Below are 23,925 nucleotides of genomic sequence, written 5' to 3'. Positions count from 1 at the left end.
ATCACCCAGGACGATACGGGGAGTTTCTGGATGGGACGAAGAGCAGGACTGTTGACCAGAGGGCTGGCGGTGGTGGCCGCGGTCACCGTGGCCGGCCAGATCGCGATGACCGGCGCCGCGGCGGCGGACGACAAGCCGCTGTGGGAGGTGGAGATCGCCAAGATCCCCACCTCCGAGTACACCCGGGACGCACAGACCTATATCGGCGAGTCGCTGAAGGCGCTGCGCCCGTTCGTCAAGGCGAGCGTCGCCGAGAACAAGATCGACCCGGTGCTGGCCGACGTCGGGAGCAGGTTCTTCGACGGCGCCCGGCTGAAGAGCACGGCCGACGGCAAGACCACCTTCGGACACCTGGAGAGCCTCGGCGAGTGGCTCGAGGAGCAGCAGAAGGAATCCGGTAAGCCCACGACCGACGCCGAGAAGGCGTACCTGCGGGCGGTTCTGGAGACCTCGGCCGGTGTGCGGCAGCTGGCCGACGCGGCGATCCAGGACGTCGAGGCGACCATCGGCCCGTTCCGGGCCACCCCGCCGCCGGCGCCCGCACCGGCCGGCCTGAGCAAGGCGTTCGCCGATCTCAAGGAGGCCGGGGAGGCCCTGCGGGACGTCGACGAGCAGCTGCGCGAGGCCGACCCGGAGGACGCGGCGGAGGAGGCCAAGGGTGCCTGGTCCACCGCCTTCGGCGTACTGGCCGACCTCGGCATCACGTACGCGGGCGACCACGACGCCGACGGTGTGGTGGACGTGGTCGAGCTGCGGTTCGGCGCCAGCCCGCTGCTGGCCGACTCGGACGGTGACGGGCTCACCGACAAGTTCGAGATCACCGAGCTGGCCGGCTTCACCATGCCGAACACGCCGGACTACGACAACGACGCGGTCCGCGACGGCGACGAGGACGTCGACACCGACGGGCTGACCAACCTCGAGGAGCAGACCCTCGGCACCTCGCCCACGAACCCGGACACCGACGGTGACGGGCTGAAGGACGGGGCGGAGGTCGACAACGGCACCGATCCGCTGGTCTTCGATCAACCCCGTGGCCCGCCGGTCCCCGGCACCCCGGACCCGATCGTCCCGGCGCCGACCCTGACCGACACCGACGGTGACGGCCTCGAGGACATCTTCGAGGAGGAGAACGGCTCCGACCCGGCCCTGGTCGACACCGACAGCGACGGTCTCTCCGACTTCGCCGAGGTCGACCAGTACAACATCGACCCGACCCGGCCGGACACCGACGGTGACGGCCTGCGCGACGACTACGAGGTCCAGCACGGCGCGGACCAGGGCGTGCACCCGGCCATCGCCGACGAGCAGGTCAGCAAGTGGTCGTACGCCAGCGATTTCGCCCTGGGTTTCTTCGCGGGCGACTTCGTGCCGCGCGACTCCTACGCGTGGCTGGCCGGCAACCTGGCCTCCGGCGGTCTCAGCCTCATCCCGGTGGTGGGCTGGGTCCTCGGCGGCGCGGCCGACCTGCGCGACGTCATCGCCGGCCTGATCCACCAGGACTGGATCGGCGCCGGGCTCAGCGGCGTCGGCCTGATCCCCTACGGCGGGGACGCGGTGGCGATCCCCGGCAAGGCCGCCAAGTTCGTCCTGAAGTACCTGCACCGCCTGGACGGCGTGATCCGGATGGTGGCCAAGTGGGACAAGATCCCGGCGAGCGTGAAGACCGCCGTGTTCCGGGCCATCATGCTCGGCAACTACAACAAGCTGATCGCCGGCGGGCTCTCCGACGCCATGATCGTCCGGTTGGCGAAGGGCTCGCGGACCAGCCTGCCCAAGCTGGCCGAGGCACTCAGCGACGGCCTGCACCGGGCCGGCGGCGCACCCGCGCCGTGGCTCAACAGCGGAAAGCGCGGCGAGGACTGGTTCGCCGGCCAGATGCGGTCCGAGGGCCGCTTCGGCGCCCGGCCGCCGGACACCCGCACCGAGACACCGGACGGCGCCCGCCACCCGGACTACATCGAGGAGCGGCCGGACGGCGTCGACGTCGCGCACGAGATCAAGACGGGCGTGCCGAAGCCGAGGTCGTCGGAGCCGGACGCGCTGCTTCGGCAGTGCCGTAAGGACGGGTACCTGCTGGCGCAGGGCCTGTTCGGCGACTACGTCTGGCACTTCCTGCCGTTCAGCTCGACCAACCCGGCCATGCCGGACGAGGGGCTCGGCCCGGACGCCGACCTGCTCCAGTGCCTGCGAGACCAGAAGATCCCGTTCCAGATCCACCCGCCGAACGCGGACTGAGGCGATGACCCGAACGGCCCGGGATGCGAGTCGCGTCCCGGGCCGTTCGTGTCATGCAGCGATGGAGTCACTCGGCGATGTCGACCCGCAACCGCCGGGCCAGCTCCCGGTGCGCCTGACTGATCGCGTCCAGGAACAGCGCGAGGGCCTGGTCGGCGCGGACCGGCTCGGCCACCCGGATCTCGTACTCCTCGCGGTCCGGGTGCGAGACCCCGACCACGCCGGGCTGTGCGGTGAGCGCCTCCACCACCAGGTCGTCGTCGAAGACGTCCGGACCGGTGTCGATGACCGCCTTGCTCTCGTCACCGACGCCCAGCGACCAGTGCGACCCGTCCCTGGTGGCGATCCCGATGTCCGCCAGCAACTGCCGGTGTGACAGCGCCAGCTCCGGGCTGCCCGGCTCGAAGACCAGGTCGGCGAAGGTCTTCGGCGCCCGCGCCAGCGCCTCGGCCACCACCGCCTGATCGGCGAGATCGGTCGCCCGGAAAGCGTCCCAGCCGCCGCTCGACTTGACGGACGGGACGCCGGGAACGGTGTGATGCGATCGCCGCAACCAAGACATGAGCTCTACTTTCGGACAGCCCGCGGATCGGGTCAAGCGAAGACGACCTCCGGATAGCGGGAGGACGGCGCGTCCAGCAGCGGCTGCGGGTGGTGCCGCAGATGCTGGTCGAACATCGCCAGGTTGTAGCGGCGCATGATCTCGACGGCCCGCTCCCCCGACGTGGTGGCGCCGATGTCGATGCCGAGCTGGTCGGCGAAGAGCGCGAGATCACTGGTGGACGCGTGCACGGTGCCGGCCACCGTCATCCAGCGCTTCCACCCGGTCATCGCCGCGTGATCCCGGTCCCACCACGGGTCCTGGCCCTCCGGCGTGGGCGCGTGGTGCGGCGCGCCGAACCACAGGAACGGCCGCGGGAAGCCGGCCGGCGGGATCATGCTCGCGCCTCCGGTGTCCGTGGTGCCGTCCATGTTGATCCCGGCGTCGATGCGCGGATCACGCACCATCGCCGCGATCGCGCTCGCGCCGCCGGCCGAGTGGCCGGACATGCCGATGCGCGTGGCGTCGATCAGCCGGCTGCCGCGCCAGGCGGGGTGACGGCCGGTCAGCCGGTCGATCACGAACGAGACGTCGGCGGCGCGGCTCTGGTAGAGCTTGCCGAAGAACGGCCGTTCGCTGTCCTGTTCACAGGCCACACACCCGGCGATGCGACCGTCCGGGAAGGTGATCGCGTGGTTCTCGTAGGTGTGGTCCACGCCCGCCACCACATAGCCGTGGCTGGCCAGGTCCTCGGCCAGGGCCGTGAGCGTGGCCCGCGGCTGGGTGTATCCCGGCGACAGCACGACCAGCGGAAGGCTGCGCGCCCGTCCGGCCGGTGGCGCGCCGGCGAGGGCGTACGTCCGCACTGTGCTGAAGATTTCCGGAGGTACGCCCTCCAGCCCCTTACCGGTCACCATGAGCCGGGACTCCTCGGCCGACAGATACTCGGTGGCCGTGCCGCGACGGGCATCGGTCGGGTACCAGACCGTGACCATCAGCTCCCGGTAATTCTGCGACGGCACCCACGGATCGCTGCGGGACGTGTCCTTCACATACAGGTCGGTGGCGCCGACCCGGTGCGGACCGGTCGGTGCCGTCAGGTGCAGCGGCTCGCTCGCCCGCGCCGGGCTGCCGGCCGCCACCAGGGTGACCAGGGCCGCGACGAGGGCGCATCCCCAGACTCGTTTCTCCCCCATGACCTCAACTCCCTTCCATAGAAGTGAGCCGATGCTAGGAGCGCGCCGCGGTGGGACGCCTCGGGCGCAGGATGGATTTTCCGGCGGCCCGTCATCCGCGGGGTGTACGACCCGCATTTGACCTCGGTGTCGGCGGGGAACCACGATGGCGGGGTGAGTCAGCCGAGCATCCGTGACGTGGCGGCGATGGCGGGAGTGTCGTACCAGACCGTTTCCCGGGTGCTCAACGAGTCGCCCCGGGTGCGTCCCGAGACCCGGCAGCACGTCCTCGACGTGATCAGCAGGCTGGGCTACCGGCCGAACCGGGCGGCGCGGGCGCTGAACCTGGGCCGGGCCGGCGCGGTCACCGTGCTCACCTCCGACACCGTGCTCTACGGCTACGCCCGCGTGCTGCAGGGCGTCGAGGAGGCCGCCCGGGTCGAGGGCCTGCCGGTCGGCATCCGGGTGATCGAGTCCGGCGACCCCGCCGACGTGCGGTCCGCCGCCGACTACGTGAGCGACGCCAGCGCGGGCGGCGTGATCGTGGTGGCCTTCGACCCGGCCGGGGCTGCGGTGCTCCGGGCCCTGCCCGCCGAGGTGCCCGCGGTCGCCGCCACCGAAGCCGGCGGCCTGGCCGGGGTGGACCGGCGCATGATCTTCCTGGACGAGCGCCCGGCGGCCCGGGAGGCCACCCGGCACCTGCTCGACCTGGGGCACGCCACCGTGCACCACGTGGCCATCCCGTCCGAGACCGGCGCCATGGGCCGCCAGGCCGGCTGGCGCGACGCCCTCTCGGAGGCGGGGCTGGCAGCACCGCCGGTGGTCACGGCCGGCTGGGACGTCGCGTCCGCCTTCCGCGCCGGGCAGGAGCTGGCCGCCGACCCGGGGGTGACCGCGATCCTGTGCGGCAACGACGACATCGCGCTGGCCGTGCGCCGGGCCCTGCACGAGGCCGGGCGCGACGTGCCGGGCGAGGTGAGCATCGTGGGCTTCGACGACGTGCCGGGGTGCGCGTACTGGACGCCGGCGCTGACCACGGTCCGGCAGAACTTCGTCGGCCTCGGCCGGGCCTGTGTGGCGGCGATCGCCGCCGAGATCAGCGGCCTGCCCGGCCCGGAGGCGGTTCTCGACGAACCGCATCTGGTGGTCCGCGAGTCCACCGGCCGGCCGAAGTAGACATCCACCTGTAACGGAACGGTAACGGGGGCTACTCAAACCCCGGTGTGACCGGTCACACTCAGCCCAGCGTGTGACCGGTCACATCATCCCCCGGAGGTATCTGTGTCATGAGAGCTCCGCTAGCCGTACTCACCCTCTTGGCCGTCCTGGCGCCCGCTGTCCCCGCGGCGGCCGCCAACCCCCAGCTCGCCGTCGACCTCGCCGCGCCGACCGGCGCCCTGAAGTACGGCGCCACCGGCTTCCTCTACGGACTCGGTGACGAGGGCATCCCCGACGAGAACATGCTCGCCGCCCTGAAGCCGCAGGTCACCGCGCAGAAGGCGCCGGACGGGCTGCAGCATCCGAACGGCGACGCCCTGAAGATCGCGCCGCTGTTCAAGCGCACCGGCGGGCGCGACATCCAGATCTACATGCAGGACATCTACCAGCAGTGGCCGTACGAGAACCTCGGCATCAACGACTACCTGGCGAAGGTCGACACGATGACCCGCAAGGTGGTCGCCGACCCGAACCGGTCGTCCTACGTGTACGTGCCGTTCAACGAGCCCGACCTGATCTGGTACCAGAACAACCTCAACGGGCTGATCGCCGACTGGCGTACGGTCTACCAGCGCATCCGCTCGATCGACTCGCAGGCTCGCATCGCCGGGCCGAACTTCGCGAGCTACCGGGCCGCCGACATGCGCACGTTCTACACCGCCGCGCGGTCCAACGGCGTGCTGCCCGACGTCACCACCTGGCACGAGCTCGGCAACGACTTCTTCACCGGCTGGTACGACCACCTCGCCGACTACCGCCGGATCGAGTCGGACCTGGGTATCAGCGCCCGCCCGATCAGCATCAACGAGTACGGCAGGTCGTCGGGTGACCTCGGTGTCCCCGGCAACCTGGTGCAGTACGTGAGCCGGTTCGAGAACAGCAAGGTGGACGGCTGCCTCGCCTACTGGACGACGGCCGGCGGCCTCAACGACCTGGTCACCCGCAACAACCAGGCGACCGGCGCGTGGTGGCTCTACAAGTGGTACGGCGACCTGACCGGCACCACCGTCGCGGTCACCCCGCCCACCCGTAACGGCTCGCTGCAGGGGGTCGCGGCCTGGGACCCGGCCAAGAAGCAGGGCCGGCTGATCTTCGGCGGCAACACGACGGCGAGCGGCACCTACGCCACCGATGTCGTGGTCCGCAACGTCCAGGGCAGCCGGGTGCACGTGAGCGTGTGGGGCGTGGACAGCTCCGGGCTCAACCCGGCTCCCGGGCCCTACCTGCTGACCGAGGGTGACTACACGGCGAGCGGCGGGCAGATCACCGTGCCGCTCAGCGGGCTGAAGGGCTCGAGCGCGTACCAGCTGATCGTCACGCCGGACACCGACCGCACCACCGTCGGCAGCTCCTCGCGCTACGAGGCGGAGTACGCGGCGCTCGGCGGGTCGGCCCGGGTCACCTACGGGACGGGCACCGGCTACTCCGGGACCTACTTCACCGAGGGCTACGGCGGCAGCACGAACGCGAGCACCAAGTTCGTGGTGACCGCGGCGGACGACGGCTACTACAACGTCGGCCTGCGGTACTCGGCCGGCCCGTACACCGGCGCCCCGGCGAACCGGTCGGCGCGGATCACGCTGAACGGCAGCACGCTGACCGATCTTGCCCTGCCCGGCACGGCCGACTGGAACACCTGGAACACGGTCACCGCCAAGGTCTTCCTCAAGGCCGGCATCAACCGGATCGACGTGGGCGCCTACGCCACCGACGACCGGGACGCCGTCAACGTCGACTACCTGGACGTGACGCCGGCGACCGGGACGATCACCACCTACCAGGCCGAGGCGAGCGGCAACCAGCTCGCCGGTGCGGCGGCGGTGGTCAACGACGCGGCCGCGTCCGGCGGGAAGTACGTCGGCTGGCTCGGTGCGGGCGCGAACAACACGCTGACCTTCACCAATGTCACCGCCCCGGCCGCGGGCCGCTACCGGCTGATCGTCGGTTACGCCAACGGTGAGCTCGGCCCCGGCGCGACGAACTACAACTCCAACATCGTCGACCGCTACGCCGACCTGACCGTGAACGGCGCCGGTGCCGGCCGCGCCTACTACCGCAACACGCTCGGCTGGTCGATCTATCGCACCAAGGTCGTCGACGTGACCCTGACGGCCGGCGCCAACACGATCCGGTTCTCGAACGCCTCGGCCGGCTACGTCCCGAACATCGACTACATCAAGATCGCCGCCCCACTGGGCTGAGGAGACTCACTTTGATCACCTGGGGACACCGTTCGCTGTGCCTGGTCATCGACACCGGCGCTCCGGTCACCGTCCGGAGCCTGACCGCCGGTGACGACGGGGCCTCGTCCCGGTCCGGGCAGCCGCTGGCCGAATTGATCACTCCCGGTCAGGGGCGGGCGCAGGTTTCGCAGCGGGCCGTCGGCACCGCGATCGGCCGCCGGCTGGCCTACGCCGGGCACACCCGGCACGCCGCCGGCGGCGAGCACCGTTTGGAGCTCGATCTGCGTGATCCGGTCACCGGCCTGGCCGTACGCCTGCGGTTCTCCTCGGCCGACGGTGTTCCCGCTTTCCGGGTGACGACGACGGTACGCAACGACGGCCCCGAGCCCGTGCTGCTGCTCGGGGTCACGTCGTTCGCGATGGCCGTACCCGATCGCGCCGGTTCCCTGGACCTGGTGCACGCCGACAGCGAATGGCTGGGCGAGGGCCGCTGGCAGCGGCGGCGGCTCCGGGACAGCGCGGCGCCCGACCTGAACCTGGCCCTGCACGGTCAGGACGGCCGGGGCGGGTTCCGGGCGGTCAGCACCGGCACCTGGTCGACCGGGCGCCGGCTGCCGACCGGCGGGCTGCTCGGCGACGACGGCCGGGGGCTGCTCTGGCAGGTGGAACACAACGGCCCGTGGCGCTGGGAGACCGGCGAACAGCTCGGCGGCGTCTACGTCGCGCTGCTCGGGCCGACCGATGCCGATCACCAGTGGCAGCATCTGCTGGTGCCCGGCGAGGAGTTCGAGACCGTACCCGTCTCGATCGCCGTCAGTGACCGCGGCGGCCTGGCCGGTGCCGCCGCGGCCCTGACCGCGCACCGCCGCACGCTGGTCCGCGACCACCCGGACCGGCGTGAACTGCCGGTGGTCTTCAACGACTACATGAACACGCTGATGGGCGACCCGACCACGGCCAAGCTGCTCCCGCTGATCGACGCCGCCGCGGCCGCCGGCGCCGAGGTGTTCTGCGTCGACGCCGGCTGGTACGACAACGGCACCGACTGGTGGGACAGCGTCGGCGAGTGGCAGCCCTCGGAGTCCCGGTTCCCGCGCGGGATCGAGGAGGTGCTCGCCCGGATCCGCGAGCGCGGCCTGCGGCCCGGGCTCTGGCTCGAGCCGGAGGTGATCGGCGTGCGCAGCCCGGCCGCCGACAAGCTGCCGGCGGAGGCCTTCCTGCGCCGGCACGGCGAACGGGTCGTCGAGCACGACCGCTACCACCTCGACCTGCGGCATCCGGCCGCTGTCGCGCATCTCGACGAGGTGGTCGACCGCCTCGTCGAGCAGCTGGGTGTCGGCTATCTCAAGCTGGACTACAACGTCGACCCGGGCGCCGGCACCGACCACGACGCGGCAAGCGCCGGCGCCGGGCTGCTCGGCCACAACCGCGCCCACCTGGCCTGGCTGGACCGGCTCGCCGAGCGGCACCCCGGCCTCACCCTGGAGAACTGTGCGTCAGGCGCGATGCGGATGGACTACGCGCTGCTGTCCCGCATGCAGCTGCAGTCCACAAGTGATCAGCAGGACTGGTTACGCTACCCGCCCATCGCCGCTGCCGCGCCGCTGTCGATCCTGCCGGAGCAGGCCGCGAACTGGGCCTATCCCCAACCGGAGATGAGCGACGAGCAGATGGCGTACGCCCTGTGCACCGGAATGCTCGGACGTCTCTACCTCTCCGGCCGGCTGGACGCGATGAGCGCACCGCAACTCGCCTCGGTACGCGCCGCCGTGACGGCCTACCAGCGGATCCGGGCCGGCCTCAAACAGGCGGTGCCGATCTGGCCGTCGGGGCTCCCGGGCTGGGACGACCCGTGGATCAGCCTCGGCCTGGTCACGGGCGGCACGACCCACCTCGGCGTCTGGAAGCGCGGCGGGCCGGCGGTGACCCGGCTCGATCTGCCGCACCTGAAGGACTCGTCCGTGCGGATCGAAGTGCTTTACCCCGTACATCTGCGGTCGTGGTCCTGTTCTTGGGACCCGGCGGCAGGCGTTCTCGAAATAGATGCCGGCGACACCGGGCCGGCGGCGCGTCTGTTCACCCTCTCCCCGCAAGATCGATAGGAGCCACCATGCGCAAGTGGACCCGCGCCGTCGCGTTGGCGACGGCCTTGACGCTCGGCCTCGGAGCGTGCAGCGACCCCTCGGCGGAGGGCCCCACCGGGGCGTCCACCGGCTGGCCGGACCCGGCGACCAAGCTCGACGGCGTCAACCTGACCATCTGGTCCGCCCAGAACAGCAACACCGTGCCCGACCAGGTGATCACGGCGTTCCAGGAGGCGACCGGCGCGACCGTCAAGGTCGTCACCATCCCCGACCCCTATGAGCAGGGCGTGCAGACCAAGGTCGCCACCGGCGACAAGCCGGACCTGGCGTTCTGGCAGCCCACCGCCTCGATGCTGACCGCACTGAACGCCCGCACCAACCTTCAGCCGCTCACCGGCGCTCCGTGGCTCCCGCAGGTCGACCCGGCGCTGCGCGACATCACCGGCATCCTCGACGACACCCGGTACGCGGCCCTGGTCACCAGCCCCGCGGTCCAGGGCGTCTACTACAACAAGGAGGTCTTCGCGGCCAACGGGATCACCGAACTGCCCGGTTCCTTCGACGAGATGATCACGGTCGCCCAGGGCCTGAAGAAGAAGGGCGTGACGCCGTTCTTCGAGATGGGCGGGGACCGGTGGGCCACCCAGTGGTGGGTGCAGGTGCAGCTCGCCGACGAGGCCAAGAACGGCCTGTGGGACCGGATCAACAGTGGTGCCGCCACGTTCTCCAGTCCCGAGGTGGTCCGGACGATCACCCGCTACCAGGACCTGATCAAAGAGGGCCTGTTCAACAGCGACATCAAGACCGCCACCTTCGACGACCAGGGCGCCGCGCTGCTCAGCGGCAAGGCGGCGATGGCGGTGCAGGTCAACTCGTTCTTCGGTCAGCTCCAGGCCAAGGCGGACACCGCCGAGCTGGACAAGAAGATCGGCTTCTTCCCGATCGCGCCGTCCGGCAACATCGGCACGTTCATCCCGGACCAGTCGAACGCGCTCGTCGCCTTCCGCACCGGCGACGACAAGCGCGAGTCGGCGGCCCGCCAGCTGCTCGCGTTCTGGCTCGGGCCGAACTACGCCGCGTTCGTCGCCGACCGCAAGACCGTGTCGCTGCAGCCGGCCGTGCCCAACCCGGCCGGTGTCCCGACGGCCCTCGTCGACGTGCACGCCGCGCTGCCCACCTCGGTCGGCTCCATGCAGGCCCTGGCGGTCGCCAACCCGGACCTCTACCTGAACCTCGCCGACATGATCAACGGCACGATGACGCCCGAGCAGGTGGCTACCGCGACGCAGAAGCAGTTCGTCCAGCTCGCGACGGCCGCCGGTTACAAGATCCCCGGAGCATAGATGACAGCCGTCCTGCAACGGCCGGCCCCGCCGGCCGTTGCGGCCCCCCGGGCGAGGATCCAGCGGCACGACCACCCGCTGTGGTTCCTCATTCCCGCGTTCGTGCTGCTCGGCGTCTTCTTCCTGCTGCCGACACTGTTCAACTTCATCTACGCGTTCACCGACTGGTCCAGCTTCAAGGCCGCCATCAACCCGGTCGGCTTCGCCAACTTCACCGGCCTGACCAGTGACGGCACGCTGCTGCGCGCGGTCAGAATCACCCTCGTGTACGCGGTGCTGGTTGCGATCTTCCAGAACGTGTTCGGGTTCGGGCTGGCCGTGCTGCTCGAACGCGACACCGTGGTCAACCGGATCCTGCGGGTGGCGTTCCTGATCCCGGTCCTGATGTCCGCGCTGGCCGTCGGCTACATCTTCCAGGCGCTGCTCAAGCCGGGCGGCGGCCTGGGCCTGGAGCACGCGCTGCTCGGCGACACGACGTGGACGATCGTGGTGGTCGCCGTGATCCACGCCTGGAAGTGGATGGGACTGTCCATGCTCATCTACCTGGCCGGGCTCAAGACCATCCCGGAGGACGTGATCGAGGCGGCCCGCATCGACGGGGCGTCCCGGTGGCGGTCCTTCTGGTCCGTACGGTTCCCGCTGCTCGCCCCCGCCGTCACGTTCAACGTGGCCACCGCCCTGCTCGGCTCGATGAACGGCTTCGACATCGTGCAGGCCACCACCGGCGGCGGTCCGGCCCGCACCACCGAGATCCTCAACATCTTCATCTACCGGACCTTCGGCCAGGGCCTGTTCGCCCAGGCCACCACGATGAGCCTGGTCCTGTTCCTGCTGGTGGCGCTGCTGGCCTTCCCGGTCATCGCCATGCTGCGCCGGCGAGAGGAAGTCCTGTGAGACGTTTCCAGCCCTGGTTCGCGGTCCTCCTGGCGCTGCTCGTCCTGGGCCTGCCGCTGTGGCTGGTGGTGGCCACCGCGGGCAAGTCACAGGGCGAGGCCCTGACCCCGGACCTCTCACCCCCGTCGGACTGGCAACTGCTGGCGAACCTCGGCCAGGTGTGGACCGAGGGCCGGGTACCGGCGGCGTTCCTCGGCAGCCTGCTGATCGTGGTACCCACCGTGCTCATCGCCCTGGTCGTCGGCTCGATGGCGGCGTGGGTGCTGGCCCGGCGCAGCTCCCGGTGGACAGCCGTCTGCTACGCCTTCGCGATCAGCGGGATCGTCCTGCCGCCGGCGGTCGTCACCGTGGTCCTGCTGCTGCGCCAGCTCGGGCTGGCCGGCACCGTGACCGGGATGATCGGCGTCTACCTCGGCATCTACATGTCCACAGTGATCTTCTTCGTGACCGGCTTCGTCCGCACGATCCCCACCTCGGTCGAGGAGGCGGCCCGGATCGACGGCGCCGGCCCGATGCTGGTCTTCCGCCGGGTGGTGCTGCCGATGCTGCGGCCCGTGCTGGCCACCGTCACGATCCTGGTCTGCCTCTACGTCTGGAACGACGTGTTCTACGCGTTCTTCGTGGTGGGCGGGCGGATGGACACGCTGCCGCTCAACCTGTTCCAGGTGGCGAGCGCCGGGCTCTACCTGAACAACTGGCACCTGATCTTCGCCTACGTCGTGCTGATGAGCCTGCCGCTGCTGGCCGTCCTGGCCGTCGCCCAGCGCCAACTGATCTCCGGAATCACCAGCGGAGCCGTGAAGTGATGTCGTAAATGTTGCCCCGAGACATCGATACAGTTAACTTGGGAGCGCTCCCACTTCCCGTTCCCAGGAGAGCCACATGTCTCGATCCCGCGTTATGGCTGTCGCTGCGGCCTGTACCACCGTGGCGGCCGCCAGTGTCATGATCGTCACCGGCACCGCCTCCGCCGGCACGATCTCCGGAACCCTCTACCGTGACCCGAACACCCCCGTCGCCCGCTGGCTCCAGTCCAACTCGGGCGACTCGCGCGCCACGGTGATCCGCGACCGGGTCGCCAGCCAGCCGGCCAGCCGCTGGCTGTCCAACTTCAACATCTCCACCATCGGCGGCGAGACCGCCACCTACATCGCGGGCGCCAATGCCGCGGGGCAGATCCCGGCCCTGACCGTTTACGGCATCACCAACCGTGACTGCGGCGGCGCCAGCTCCGGCGGCGCGCCCGACCTGAACCAGTACCAGCAGTGGATCACCAACATCGCCGGCAACCTGGGCAACCGGACCGTCATCATCAACCTGGAACCCGACTCGATCGCGCTGCTCACCTGCCTGAGCAGCAGCGAGATCGCCGCCCGGAACCAGGCGCTGCGCACCGCCACCCAGACGCTGAAGTCCGGCAACCCGAACGCCAAAGTCTACCTCGACGGTGGCCACTCCGCCTGGAACAGCGCCTCCGAGCAGGCCAGCCGCCTCGTCGCGGCCGGCATCGCCTCGGCCGACGGCTTCTACACCAACGCCTCCAACTTCCAGCCGACGAGCGCGGAGGCCAACTTCGGGCGCGGCATCATCAACGCCCTCAACGGCCAGGGCGCCAGCGGCAAGCGCCAGGTGATCGACACCAGCCGTAACGGCGGCGCCAGCGGCGACTGGTGCGGCGACGACAACACCGACCGGCGGATCGGCCAGTACCCGACCGTCAGCACCGGCGACGCGAACATCGACGCCTACCTGTGGATCAAGCCGCCCGGCGAGGCGGACGGCTGCCGGTACGCGGCCGGCTCCTTCCAGCCGGACCTCGCCTACAGCCTGGCCAGCAGCGCCACCAACCCGCCGTCGCCCTCCTCCTCCCCGTCATCGTCCCCGTCGTCCTCCCCCTCCTCGTCCCCGTCCTCCTCGCCGTCGTCGTCACCGTCCTCGTCCCCGTCGTCGTCGCCGTCTTTCCCGGCCGGGGCCTGCGGTGCGACCCTGACCGCGGTGAGCACATGGAACGGCGGCTACCAGGGTGAGGTGAGAGTGCGGGCCGGCAACGGCACGCCCAGCGGCTGGACGGTCTCCTGGACCCTCCCGTCCGGCTCCACGATCAGCCAGGTCTGGAACGGCACCCTGACCAGCTCCGGCTCCACCGCCAGCGTCCGCAACGTCTCCTGGAACGGCAACCTGCCCGCGGACGGCTCCACCACCTTCGGCTTCATCGCCTCGGGCACCCCCGGTTCCCCGACCCTCACCTGCACCTCCCCGTAGCCATCCCCCAGCTGGGGCGCGGCCCCCACCGCGCCCCAGCCCACCCCTCCCTCGCCCAGCCCACCAACCCAGCTGGCCCTCAGCGGTGCCAAATCCCGCCGAACACCCCGCTCACGCCCAGCCCACCAACCCAGCTGGCCCTCAGCGGTGCCAAATCCCGCCGAACACCCCGCTGACGCCCAGCTGAGCGGACCAGCCGAGCGGAAGCCGAGCGGAAGCCGAGCGGGCCAGCCGAGCGGGCCAGCCGAGCGGCACGATCAGGACCGAGGCCGCAGCCCGCAACCACATCGCACGGTTCACCGCCGCGGTAACGACCCGCGACCGAAACGAGCCACCAGATCCCCAGCCGCCGCCCGCGTCATCGGCACCAGCGGCGTGGACGCCATCAACGCCGCCTCCTCCCCCGGCGTGGTCAACCCGTCGAGAAACCTCAGCACCCGCCCCGGCGGATTCCGCGTGAACAACCGCTCGAAAAACGCCGGCGCACCCACCAGCCCCCGATCCCAGGCCCGCAAAGCCACCGCATCCATCCACAGATGCCGCCGCGGATAGGCAGCAGCGGGAACCGGCGCACCACCCCCCGCCAGCGAAGCAGCGATCTGATCAGCCTGCCGCCGCATGGCCGAGAACGTGTAGCCGGTCGACGGCCGGGTCGCACCACCAGCAGTACCGAGGCGCACCACACGCGCCGACGGCCTCCGGTCGAACGGCGCGTCGGTCATCGGAATCGCACCGTCCTCGACCTGGGTGACGGTCACATTCTTCAGGCCCAGGAGCTTTTCGTACGCCCTGAGCGCACCGTCATAACCATCGTCGTCAAGCCGCTCCGGCGAGAACTCCGTGTACTCGATCAGCGCGGTCCGCGGCCCGGTCGGCAGCACGTATCCGAACGACACCCCGCGCTCCGGCTGCGGTGTGCGGAAGTCCATCAGGATCGCGGACGCCGGATCGAACACGTCGCTGTCGGCGCGCACCCACCACCCGCGGAAATGCTGAAGCCAGAACGTCCGCCCGGGGCGTGCGGGCCGGGCCGGCCGGGAGTCGAGAGCCCACTTCGATCGTACGATCAAAGCCCCTGTGGGGTCACGGACCGTGACCGACGTCCCGTCGTCGGTGAGCGACGCGGCCTGCGCCACGACGACCTCGGCCCGGAGTCTTTGCGCTGCCTCGGCAGCAAGGTCGAAGACCGGATCTGATCGGACCATGGCATAGCGCATGGGCCCCAGATCGAGCCGCCGCAGACCGGACGGCCCGTAGAGGTCGACGGCCGGCCAGGCGGCGTCCAGCACCGGATCGAGGTCGTCGGCGGGCCCGGTCCAGAACGCCCACGTGCGATGCGCGCGCGTCGGCGACGGATCGACGACGGCGATGCGCAGCCCGCGCACACCGTGCCGGTCCAGGGCGGTGAGCAGCAGTGACGTGGCACCGCCGAATCCGATCAGTGCCAGGTCGACGTCCACCGCGCCATTATCGCTTCCGGCCCCGGCGCCGCTGCGAAAGAGTAGGGGCATGACCTCGTTCCCCGGGCTGGTCGCCCGCACCCAAGGTTTCACGCTCGGGCTCCCGCGCCGGCTGACGGTCACCCCGGACGGCGCGCGGGTGCTGTTCCTGCGCACGGAGGGCGGGGAGGACCCGGTCGGCCACCTCTGGTCCTATGACGTGGCAGGCGGTGAGGAGCGCCGGCTGGTCGATCCGGGGCTGCTGGGCCCGGGCGGGGAGCTGACCGAGCGGGAGAAGGCACGGCGCGAGCGTGCCCGGGATCGATCAGCGGGCATCGGCTCCTACGCCGTCGACGCCGCCGCTCGCACGGCGGTCTTCACCCTCGCCGGCCGGCTGTACGCGGTGGATGTCGCCACCGCCGAGGTCACCGAACTGGGCGCTCGGGAGCCCGCCGCCGAGGCGAGGATCGACCCGTCCGGTACGACAGTGGCGTACGTGTGTGACGCCGAGCTGCGCCTGATCGGCCGCGACGGCAAGGACGACCGGCTGCTCGCCGCACCGGACGGCCCGGAGGTGACCTGGGGCCTGCCCGAGCACGAGGCGTCCGAGTCGATGGACCGTTTCGAGGGCTACTGGTGGGCGCCGGACGGGCGCAGCCTGCTCGCCGCGCGGGTCGACAACAGTCCGGTGCAGATCTGGTACGTGTCCGATCCCGCCCATCCGGAACGCCCGCCGACCGCGTTGCGCTATCCGTCCGCGGGCACACCGAACGCCGACGTCAGCCTGCACGTACTGGGCCTGGACGGCAGCCGGGCGCCGATCGTGTGGGACCGGGCCGCGTTCGAGTACGTGACCCGGGTCGAGTGGGACGGCCACGGCCTGCTGGTCGTGGTGCAGAACCGCCGGCAGACCGCGATGCGGATCCTCGCCGCCGACCCGGCGACCGGGCAGACCACGCTGGTCAGGGAGGACACCGATTCGCGGTGGACCACGATCGTCGAGGGCGTGCCCGCGCACACCTCTTCGGGTGCGCTGCTCTGGACCGCCGACGACGGCGAGACCCGGCGGCTGACCGTCGGCGGCGTTCCGGTCACCCCGCCCGGCCTGCAGATGGAGGAGCTGCTCGCCGTCGACGGTGACACCGTGCTGTTCGCCGGGCGCGAGGATCCGGCCGAGCGGCATGTGTGGACCTGGTCCGCGGCGGCGGGTCCGGTTCGGATCACCTCGGAGCCCGGCTTGCACACCGGTAGCCGTACCGCGGGTGTCACCGTGCTCACCTCGCACACGATGACCGGCGAGACCGTCACCGTCGACGGCCGTGAGCTGCGCAGCCTGGCCGCGCTGCCACCGATCCACCCGGTCGTGCACCTGCTGCGGCTGGGCGAGCGCGACCTGCGTACCGCGGTCCTCTTTCCCACCGGGTACGAGCCGGGTTCCGGGCGGCTCCCGGTGCTGATGGACCCGTACGGTGGCACGGCCGCCCAGCGTGCCGTCGCCGCCCGCTCCCGCTACTGGGCGTCACAGTGGTTCGCCGACCAGGGCTTCGCCGTCGTCGTCGCCGACGGTCGCGGCACCCCCGGCCGCGGGCCCCGCTGGGAACGCGCCCGCGGCGACGACCACGCCGGCCCGCGCCTGCAGGACCAGGTCGACGCCCTGCACGCCGCCGCCGAACGGTTCACCGACCTCGACCTCGGCCGCGTCGGCATCCGCGGCTGGTCGGCGGGCGGCTACCTGGCGGCCCTCGCCGTGCTGCGCCGCCCCGACGTCTTCCACGCCGCCGTCGCCGGTGCGCCGGTCACCGACCAGCTGCTCTACAGCACACACTGGCAGGAGCGCACGCTCGGCCTTCCTGACGAAAACCCTGACGGGTACGCACGAGGCTCCCTGATCGACGACGCTCCCCACCTGCGCCGCCCGCTGCTCCTCGTGCACGGCATGCTCGACGACAACGTCCTCCCCGTCCACACGATGAAACTCTCCGCCGCGCTGCTGGCCGCCGGCCGCCCGCACACGGTGCTGCCGCTGCCCGCCGCCACCCACATGGGCGCAGGCCTGGACCACCTCTGGGAGTTCGAACTCGACTTCCTCCGCAGGTCCCTCCCGTGACCGACGTCCGTGCGTTCCGGTGGGACGACTACGAGGCTGTCGCGGCGGTGTGGGCGGCGGCCGGGCGCGAGGTCGTCCCGCGCGCCGAGCTGGAGGCCAAACTGACCCGCGACCCGGAACTGTTCCTGGTCTCCGGCGATCTCTCCGGGGTGGTCATGGGCACCTACGACGGGCGGCGCGGCTGGATCCTCCGCCTCGCCGTGCACCCCGCCCACCGCCGCCGGGGCATAGCGACCCGCCTGGTCAGCGAACTCGAGGAGCGCTTCCGCCGGATCGGCTGCCCCCGCGTCAACCTGCTCGTCCTGCCGGACAACACCGCCGGCCTGCACTTCTGGCAGACCCTCGGCTACCTCCCGATGCCCGACGTCCTGTGCACCAAGCCCCTCTGACCCGTTCCCGCCCGGCTGCCACCGCCCCGCTCCACCCGGCTGGCTCCGGGTGCTGCACAGCACCCACAGCCAGCCACTCCACCCAGCTGGTTGGCAGTGCCGCCTCCCGGCCCGTGGGTTCAGCGGCCCCCGGCCACAGCACCCACGGCCGGCCGAGCGCGCCGCCGCTCATCAGCCGGTTTCGGGACAGCGGAAGAACAGCAGGACTTCTCGAAGAATTTCGATTCGATCGTGCTGGATCGATAGTCAAATGTATGGATGAACGAACTGAGCAGGCGTTCCCTCCTGGCCGGGAGCGGCGGCCTCCTGATGCTGGCCACCACACCCGGAACCGCATCGGCGGCGGCGACCACCGTCGCCGGTGCCGGCGCTACCGGCGCCTCCCGCACCTCGGCGATCAGCCAGGGCACCGCCCTGGTGCACGCCGACCTGCACAACCACACCCTGATGTCGGACGGCGACGGCGACCCAGCCAGGGCGTTCGCCTCGATGCGCGACGCCGGCCTGGACGTGGCGGCGCTCACCGACCACACCACGCTCTTCGCGATCGAGGGCCTCTCGCAGTCCGAGTGGAACCGCACCGGGCAGCTCGCCGACGCCGCCAACGTGCCGGGTGTCTACACCGCGCTGCGCGGGTTCGAGTGGTCGCATCCGCTGCTGGGCCACGTGAACGTCTGGTACACCGGCGGCTTCACCGACCTGGGCGGCTCCAGCAGCATGTCCAAGCTGTACGACTGGATCAGCCGGACCGGCGGCATCGGCGGCTTCAACCATCCCGGGCGGGAGCTGCTGCGGTTCAACAACTTCAGGTACGACGCCGCGCTGCGCGAGCAGATGGTCGGCCTCGAGATGTTCAACCGCGGCGACGACTACCTGTTCGACGGCTGGTCGAGCGGGCAGAGCTCGCCACTGACCGCGTGCCTGAACGCCGGCTGGCGCACCGGGCTGACCGGCGTGACCGACGAGCACGGCACCGAGTGGGGTTACCCGGAGGGCAAGGGCCGGACCGGGGTGTGGGCGGTCGAGAACACCCGCAACGGGGTGCTGGCGGCGCTGCGGGACCGGCGGTTCTTCGCCACCCGGGTCAGTGGGCTGCGGCTGGATGCGAGCGCGTCGGGCGTACGGATGGGTGGCAGCCTGCCGTTCGCCAGGGGTGACGTGCGGTTCGTGGTGGACCTGGACCGTGGCCCGGAGTGGGCGGGCAAGCCGCTGAACATCCAGGTGCTGCGGCCGGGGACGACCGCACCGTCGGTGGCCGACGTGATCGAGACGCAGGCGGGGCGGGTCACCGAGTTCACCGTGCCGCTGGATCTGGAGGACGGGCCGTGGGTGGTGCTGCGGGTGTCCGATCCGAGTCAGGCGAACGCGTCGCCTGGTCCGGCCGGCCACCCCTGCAACGACTGGGGTGTGGCCTACTCGAGCCCCTGGTGGCTCAGCGCGTAGCACCTTGATCGGCTGCGGTGACAGACTGGTGCCTCCCCAGGACAGGGTGAGAGGAGACCACGATGTCGGCAGGGCCCGGACGCCTCCGTCAGAACCAGATCTACCGGGCCGGTGTGCTCGGGCGGCGCCCCGCGGTTCCGACCGACTTCACCGAGCTCGAGCGCCAGGCGCGCAAGGCATCAAGTGCCAAGGCTTGGGCGTACGTGGCCGGCGGCGCGGGGCTGGGCCGGACCATGCGCAACAATCGTGAGGCGTTCGACAGGTGGGCGATCGTGCCGAGGATGCTGGGCGGCGCCGCCGAGCGTGACCTCTCCCGCGACCTGCTCGGCACCCGGCTGCCCGCGCCGATCCTGCTCGCCCCGGTCGGTGCCGGGCAGCTGGTCGACCGGGACAGCGACCTGCACACGGCCAGGGCGGCGGCGGCGACCGGGATCCCGTACGTGTTCACCAACCAGGGCGGCACCCCGATGGAGCAGACCGCCGCCGCGATGGGTGACACGCCTCGCTGGTTCCAGCTCTACTGGAGCACCGACGAGGGCCTGGTCGACAGCCTGATCCAGCGGGCCGAGGCGATCGGCGCCGGCGCCCTGGTGATCACGCTGGACACGACAGTGCTGGGCTGGCGCCCGCAGGACCTGAACCTGGGCTCGCTGCCGTTCGCGCAGGGGCTGGGCATCGGGCAGTACACGTCGGATCCCCGGTTCCGGGAGCTGGTCGACGCGCGCCCGGCCTCGACCGGCCCGCGACCGCAGGTGACCCTGGCGGCGATCCGGTCGCTGCTCTCCATCGTGCGCAACCACCCGGGCTCGTTCTGGGCGAACCTGCGCTCGCCGCGGCCCCGCGCCTCGGTCGAGACGTTCCTCGACATCTACTCGAACCCGCGGCTGAGCTGGGATCACATCGCCACGGTCCGCGACCGTACGCGGCTGCCGGTGGTCCTCAAGGGCATCCTGCACCCGGACGACGCCCGCCGCGCCTTCGAGCTGGGCGTGGACGCGGTGGTCGTCTCCAACCACGGCGGCCGGCAGGTGGACGGCGCGATCGCCTCGCTCGACGCGCTGGTGCGGGTCCGCGAGGCGGTCGGCCCGGAGCCGGCCGTGCTGATGGACAGCGGCATCCGCAGCGGCGCCGACGTGTTCACGGCGCTCGCGCTCGGTGCGGACGCCGTGCTTCTCGGGCGCCCCTACATGTACGGGCTGGCCATCGCCGGGCAGCGCGGCGTGGAGCAGGTGATCACCGACATCGTCGCCGAGCTCGACCTGACCATGGCACTGACCGGCGTGAGCGACCTCGCGGGCATCACCCGGGAACTGCTCGATGACAGAACCGCCAGGCCGCGCTGAAGCCGTTCTCCACGGTGCCGAGGAAGTAGGCCCAGACGATCGTCGAGCCGGCGTACGGGCCGATCTCGGCGAACATCTGCCGGCCCTCCTCGGGGCGGTTGGACAGGAAGTAGTACAGGGCCAGCCAGTTGCGGCAGGTCATCGCGCGGGACGGTCCGTGCGGGCCGGCGCGCCACTTGGCCGCGCAGGCGTCGAGCTCCCGCTGCACCTCGGGGCGCTGGAAGTACATCGCGGTGTCGGCAACGGACTGCCCGGTGGACTTGTTCCAGCTGAACTCGCGCATCGCGTACTCGAAGTGGGCGAGGAACGGCATCATCACCGTGTTCGAGCCGGCCGGTGCGGCTGCCGACACCTCGCGGGCGGCCTGGAACATCTGCTCGTGGGAGCCGTACCACTTCTCGCAGAGCAGGCTCACCAGGGTGACGTGCAGGTCGAAGTGGAACGGGTCGCGCCGCCGCGCCTCGGCCAGCACGTCGCGGAACTCGGGACTCTGCACGCGGCCGTCGGCGAACATGGCGTCGAGCAGTTCCACGTACGGCGTCGGGTCGTACGGTCCGGCCAGGGCGACGGCCCGCCGGCTGACCTCGGCGGCGGCGTCGGAGAGGGCGGCGAACGCCTGGAACTGCTCGGCGCTCGTCTGGTCGGCCGGGGCGGACCCACGGGCGTCGCCGGCCCGGCTGTTCAGCATCGAGGCCTGGATCGACACCGCCGCCGGGTCCTCGGGTGCGGCCCGCAGCCAGTCGTAGAGCCAGGCGTCGCCGTCCGTCGCGGCGCCGCCGAGCAGGCCGATCCGGCGGCCCCGCAGCTCCCAGTCGCTGCCGGCTGCGGCTACCACGTCACGGGCGGCGGTCCAGTCGCCGGCCGCCGCGCGGCTGATCGCGGCCCGGAGCTGGTGGTCGTCGAGCGCCGGGTCGAGGTCGAGCGGCGGCGCGGCGGGCCCGGCGGGCCTGGCGGGTGCGGAGCGGAACAGGCGCGAGAACATCGCAAGATCATAGAAGCGGGTCAGGCGGAGTCGCGAACGACGAGGGTGGGCTGGAAGATCACCGAGCGCGGCAGCCGGCCGGGTGTGTCTATCTGGGCGATCAGCAGCTCGGCCATCTCGGCGGCCATCTCCTCCACCGGCTGGCGGACCGTGGTCAGCAGCGGGCGGCACTCGAGGGCGGCGCTGCTGTCGTCGAAGCCGACGACGGCGATGTCGTCCGGCACGCGGCGGCCCCGGTCCTGCACCGCGCGCAGCGCGCCCTCGGCCATCAGGTCGCTCGCGACGAAGAGGCCGTCGATGTCCGGGTGCTCGTCCAGCAGCCGGTGTGCCGCCGCCTCACCGCCGGCCCGGGTGAAGTCGCCGATCACGGCGGGCACCTCCCGGTCGCCGAGCACGGACACGAAGCCCTCCAGGCGCTCGGCGCCCGCCGGGATGTCCTGCGGCCCGGCGATCGTGGCGGGCCGGCGGCAGCCGCGGGCGAGCAGGTGCCCGGCGGCGAGGCGGGCTCCGAGGCGCTGGTCCACGTCGACGAAGCTGACCGGCAGCGGGCCCGGCGGGCGGGCCGACAGCACCGCCGGGATGCCCAGCGCGTGCACCTGGCCGGGCAGCGGGTCGTGCTCGTTGCTGCTGATCAGCAGCACCCCGTCGACGTGACCCTGGCCCAGGTAGCGGACCACCTGATGGTGGTCGGCCGAGTCGGTGGGCACGACCACGAGGTGGATGTCGTACGGCCGCAGCGCACCTGTCGCACCGGCGGTGACCCGGCCGAAGTACGGGTCGGTGAAGATCCGGTTCAGGAAGGAGTGGTCGTCGGGCCGGTCCGGTTCGCTGATGACCAGGGCCACCGAGTTGGAGCGGCGGGTCACCAGGCTGCGGGCGGCGACGTTCGGGACGTACCCGGTCTCGGCGATCGCACGCCGGACCGCGTCCCGGATCTCGGGCGCGACGGTGGCCGCGCCGTTCATCACGCGGGAGACGGTGGCGCGGGAGACGCCGGCTGCCGCGGCGACGTCATCCATGGTGGGGTGCTGCCCGCCGCGGCCGGGTCGAGAGATCATCGCGTATGTCTTACCACAGGCCTCAGCCCGCGGTGGGGCTGGGAAAGGTCACCACCATGGCGACGCCGGGATCGCGGGCCTCGGCGACCGCCCGGCCGCCGTGTGCCGTGGCGAGCTGGCGGACGATCCAGAGGCCGAGCCCGACGCCCTCCTTGCTGCCGACGGCGAACTGGCCGAACAGGTTCGCCCGCAGGCTGTCCGGTACGCCCGGCCCGTGGTCGCGCACCTCGAGACGGTCGAATCCAGCGTCGCGGGTGATGCTGACGACGACGGGTGGCTCGCCGTACCGCAGCGCGTTGGTGATGAGGTTGAGCAGGATCTGCTCGAACCGCTGCTTGTCGACGTGGATCGCCAGGTCCTCGTCGATCTCGACCCGCACCTCGGCGTCGGCCCGGACGTAGGTCAGCGCCTCCAGGACCAGCTTGCGCGCCGGGTGCGTCTCCCGGTCGAGCCTCAGGTGCCCGGAGCTGTCGATGCGCTGGAGGTCGAGCAGCCCGTCGGCCAGCCGCAGGATGCGGGCGGTCTGGCGCAGCGCCGCGTCCAGCAGGCGGCCGGTACGCCCGTCGGCGGTGTCTTTCAGCAGCTCCAGCACGCCCTCGACGTTCGTCAGCGGCGAGCGGACGTCGTGCGCCAGGGTGTTGACCATCGCGGTGCGCCACTGCTCGATGCGGGCCAGCCGTTCACGCTCGTCCCGCAGGTACCGCGCCTGCGCCTCGATCAACAGGGCGACGGCCAGCGCGATCGGCATCAGGATGGCGGCGCTGCCGAGCACCATGTCCGGCTGGCGGGTCAGGATCAGCGGCACGAGGTACGCGGCGGTTGCCGGTGCCAGATAGGCCAGCAGGATCCAGCGGGGGAAGTGCAGGGCGGCCCAGGCGTAGAGCAGCACCAGGAACGGTCCGGTGCCGGCCGCAATCCCGCCGAAGGACCAGGTGGAGAGGCCGATGACGGCGAATCCGGCCAGGCCGAGCAGGGCCGGGGCGTGGCGTCCGGTGCGCCGCCAGGGAAAGAGCAGGGCGGCAGCCGCGAGGGCGAGGTCGCACCCGGCGACAGTGACCAGCCGCCCGGCGTGGCCGGGATCGTTCAGGATGCCGAGCAGGGCGAGCAGGCCGGCCACCAGGATGAGCACGGCGAACTGCCGGGCCGCGGCTCGCGGCCCGGTGCCCAGTAGGCGTACAGCTCTGAACCGGTCAATGATCCAGATTCTATATCTGGTGAATTGTCCC

18 protein-coding genes are annotated in these 23,925 nt (G+C 71.3%); 12 read left to right on the top strand and 6 right to left on the bottom strand.

Annotated elements, in window-relative coordinates; translation table 11 throughout:
- The first annotated feature begins 51 nt into the window (after positions 1-51).
- Positions 52-2,238: a hypothetical protein gene (locus tag ACFQV6_RS14065; RefSeq protein ID WP_378027889.1), complete on the top strand. Its 2,187-nt coding sequence runs from the start codon at positions 52-54 to the stop codon at positions 2,236-2,238.
- A gap of 67 nt (positions 2,239-2,305) precedes the next feature.
- Here the strand turns inward: ACFQV6_RS14065 and ACFQV6_RS14060 are convergent, their stop codons facing one another.
- Both ACFQV6_RS14060 and ACFQV6_RS14055 read right to left on the bottom strand, forming a co-directional pair.
- Positions 2,306-2,800: a hypothetical protein gene (locus tag ACFQV6_RS14060; RefSeq protein WP_378027888.1), complete on the bottom strand. Its 495-nt coding sequence runs from the start codon at positions 2,798-2,800 to the stop codon at positions 2,306-2,308.
- 32 nt (positions 2,801-2,832) lie between these two features.
- Entirely contained in the window at positions 2,833-3,975 is a 1,143-nt protein-coding gene (locus tag ACFQV6_RS14055; protein WP_378027887.1) for an alpha/beta hydrolase family protein, read from the bottom strand.
- Positions 3,976-4,128: 153 nt separating this feature from the next.
- Here ACFQV6_RS14055 and ACFQV6_RS14050 point away from each other — a divergent pair, with 153 nt between their 5' ends.
- From ACFQV6_RS14050 to ACFQV6_RS14020, 7 genes are all read left to right on the top strand, one after another.
- On the top strand, positions 4,129-5,130 hold the full coding sequence (locus ACFQV6_RS14050) for a LacI family DNA-binding transcriptional regulator (protein ID WP_378027886.1): 1,002 nt from the start codon (positions 4,129-4,131) through the stop codon (positions 5,128-5,130).
- A 110-nt stretch (positions 5,131-5,240) separates the two neighbouring features.
- The gene (locus ACFQV6_RS14045) at positions 5,241-7,373 is read left to right on the top strand and encodes a carbohydrate-binding protein (RefSeq protein ID WP_378027885.1); all 2,133 of its coding nucleotides are present in this window, start codon (positions 5,241-5,243) and stop codon (positions 7,371-7,373) included.
- 11 nt (positions 7,374-7,384) lie between these two features.
- The gene (locus ACFQV6_RS14040; protein ID WP_378027884.1) at positions 7,385-9,457 is read left to right on the top strand and encodes a glycoside hydrolase family 36 protein; all 2,073 of its coding nucleotides are present in this window, start codon (positions 7,385-7,387) and stop codon (positions 9,455-9,457) included.
- Positions 9,458-9,465: 8 nt separating this feature from the next.
- Entirely contained in the window at positions 9,466-10,782 is a 1,317-nt protein-coding gene (locus ACFQV6_RS14035; RefSeq protein WP_378027883.1) for an ABC transporter substrate-binding protein, read from the top strand.
- Positions 10,783-11,676 (top strand): carbohydrate ABC transporter permease, encoded by an 894-nt coding sequence (locus tag ACFQV6_RS14030; protein WP_378027882.1) that lies wholly within the window; start codon positions 10,783-10,785, stop codon positions 11,674-11,676.
- A complete protein-coding gene (locus ACFQV6_RS14025) occupies positions 11,673-12,482 on the top strand; it encodes a carbohydrate ABC transporter permease (RefSeq protein WP_378027881.1) in 810 nt (269 codons plus the stop codon). The genes ACFQV6_RS14030 and ACFQV6_RS14025 overlap by 4 nt, the downstream gene beginning before the upstream one ends.
- A 76-nt stretch (positions 12,483-12,558) precedes the next feature.
- A complete protein-coding gene (locus ACFQV6_RS14020) occupies positions 12,559-13,938 on the top strand; it encodes a glycoside hydrolase family 6 protein (RefSeq protein ID WP_378027880.1) in 1,380 nt (459 codons plus the stop codon).
- Between the two features lie 296 nt (positions 13,939-14,234).
- On the opposite strand, the gene ACFQV6_RS14015 is transcribed toward ACFQV6_RS14020, so the two are convergent.
- A complete protein-coding gene (locus tag ACFQV6_RS14015) occupies positions 14,235-15,449 on the bottom strand; it encodes a lycopene cyclase family protein (protein WP_378027879.1) in 1,215 nt (404 codons plus the stop codon).
- Between ACFQV6_RS14015 and ACFQV6_RS14010 the strand changes: the two genes are divergently transcribed.
- From ACFQV6_RS14010 to ACFQV6_RS13995, 4 genes are all read left to right on the top strand, one after another.
- The gene (locus ACFQV6_RS14010) at positions 15,448-17,484 is read left to right on the top strand and encodes a prolyl oligopeptidase family serine peptidase (protein WP_378027878.1); all 2,037 of its coding nucleotides are present in this window, start codon (positions 15,448-15,450) and stop codon (positions 17,482-17,484) included. The two genes, ACFQV6_RS14015 and ACFQV6_RS14010, sit on opposite strands and share 2 nt — an antisense overlap.
- Positions 17,481-17,873 carry a GNAT family N-acetyltransferase gene (locus ACFQV6_RS14005; protein WP_378027877.1) on the top strand — a complete coding sequence of 131 codons (393 nt, stop codon included), beginning with the start codon at positions 17,481-17,483 and terminating at the stop codon, positions 17,871-17,873. Before ACFQV6_RS14010 ends, ACFQV6_RS14005 begins: the two co-directional genes overlap by 4 nt.
- Before the next feature lie 258 nt (positions 17,874-18,131).
- A complete protein-coding gene (locus ACFQV6_RS14000) occupies positions 18,132-19,316 on the top strand; it encodes a CehA/McbA family metallohydrolase (RefSeq protein ID WP_378027876.1) in 1,185 nt (394 codons plus the stop codon).
- A 62-nt stretch (positions 19,317-19,378) separates the two neighbouring features.
- Positions 19,379-20,659 carry a lactate 2-monooxygenase gene (locus ACFQV6_RS13995; RefSeq protein ID WP_378027875.1) on the top strand — a complete coding sequence of 427 codons (1,281 nt, stop codon included), beginning with the start codon at positions 19,379-19,381 and terminating at the stop codon, positions 20,657-20,659.
- Here ACFQV6_RS13995 and ACFQV6_RS13990 read toward each other — a convergent pair.
- The 3 genes from ACFQV6_RS13990 to ACFQV6_RS13980 are packed head-to-tail and all read right to left on the bottom strand — an operon-like array spanning position 20,616 to position 23,828.
- Positions 20,616-21,641, bottom strand: coding sequence for a hypothetical protein (locus ACFQV6_RS13990; protein ID WP_378027874.1), 1,026 nt, complete (start codon positions 21,639-21,641; stop codon positions 20,616-20,618). The genes ACFQV6_RS13995 and ACFQV6_RS13990 overlap by 44 nt on opposite strands.
- 20 nt (positions 21,642-21,661) lie before the next feature.
- Entirely contained in the window at positions 21,662-22,699 is a 1,038-nt protein-coding gene (locus ACFQV6_RS13985) for a LacI family DNA-binding transcriptional regulator (RefSeq protein ID WP_378027873.1), read from the bottom strand.
- 22 nt (positions 22,700-22,721) lie between these two features.
- Positions 22,722-23,828, bottom strand: a complete 1,107-nt coding sequence (locus ACFQV6_RS13980; protein ID WP_378027872.1) for a sensor histidine kinase — start codon at positions 23,826-23,828, stop codon at positions 22,722-22,724.
- Between the last annotated feature and the right edge of the window lie 97 nt (positions 23,829-23,925).

Source organism: Actinoplanes sp. GCM10030250, from assembly GCF_042666575.1.
Taxonomy (GTDB): Bacteria; Actinomycetota; Actinomycetes; order Mycobacteriales; family Micromonosporaceae; genus Actinoplanes.
This window is presented reverse-complemented; position numbering and strand designations above follow the sequence as displayed.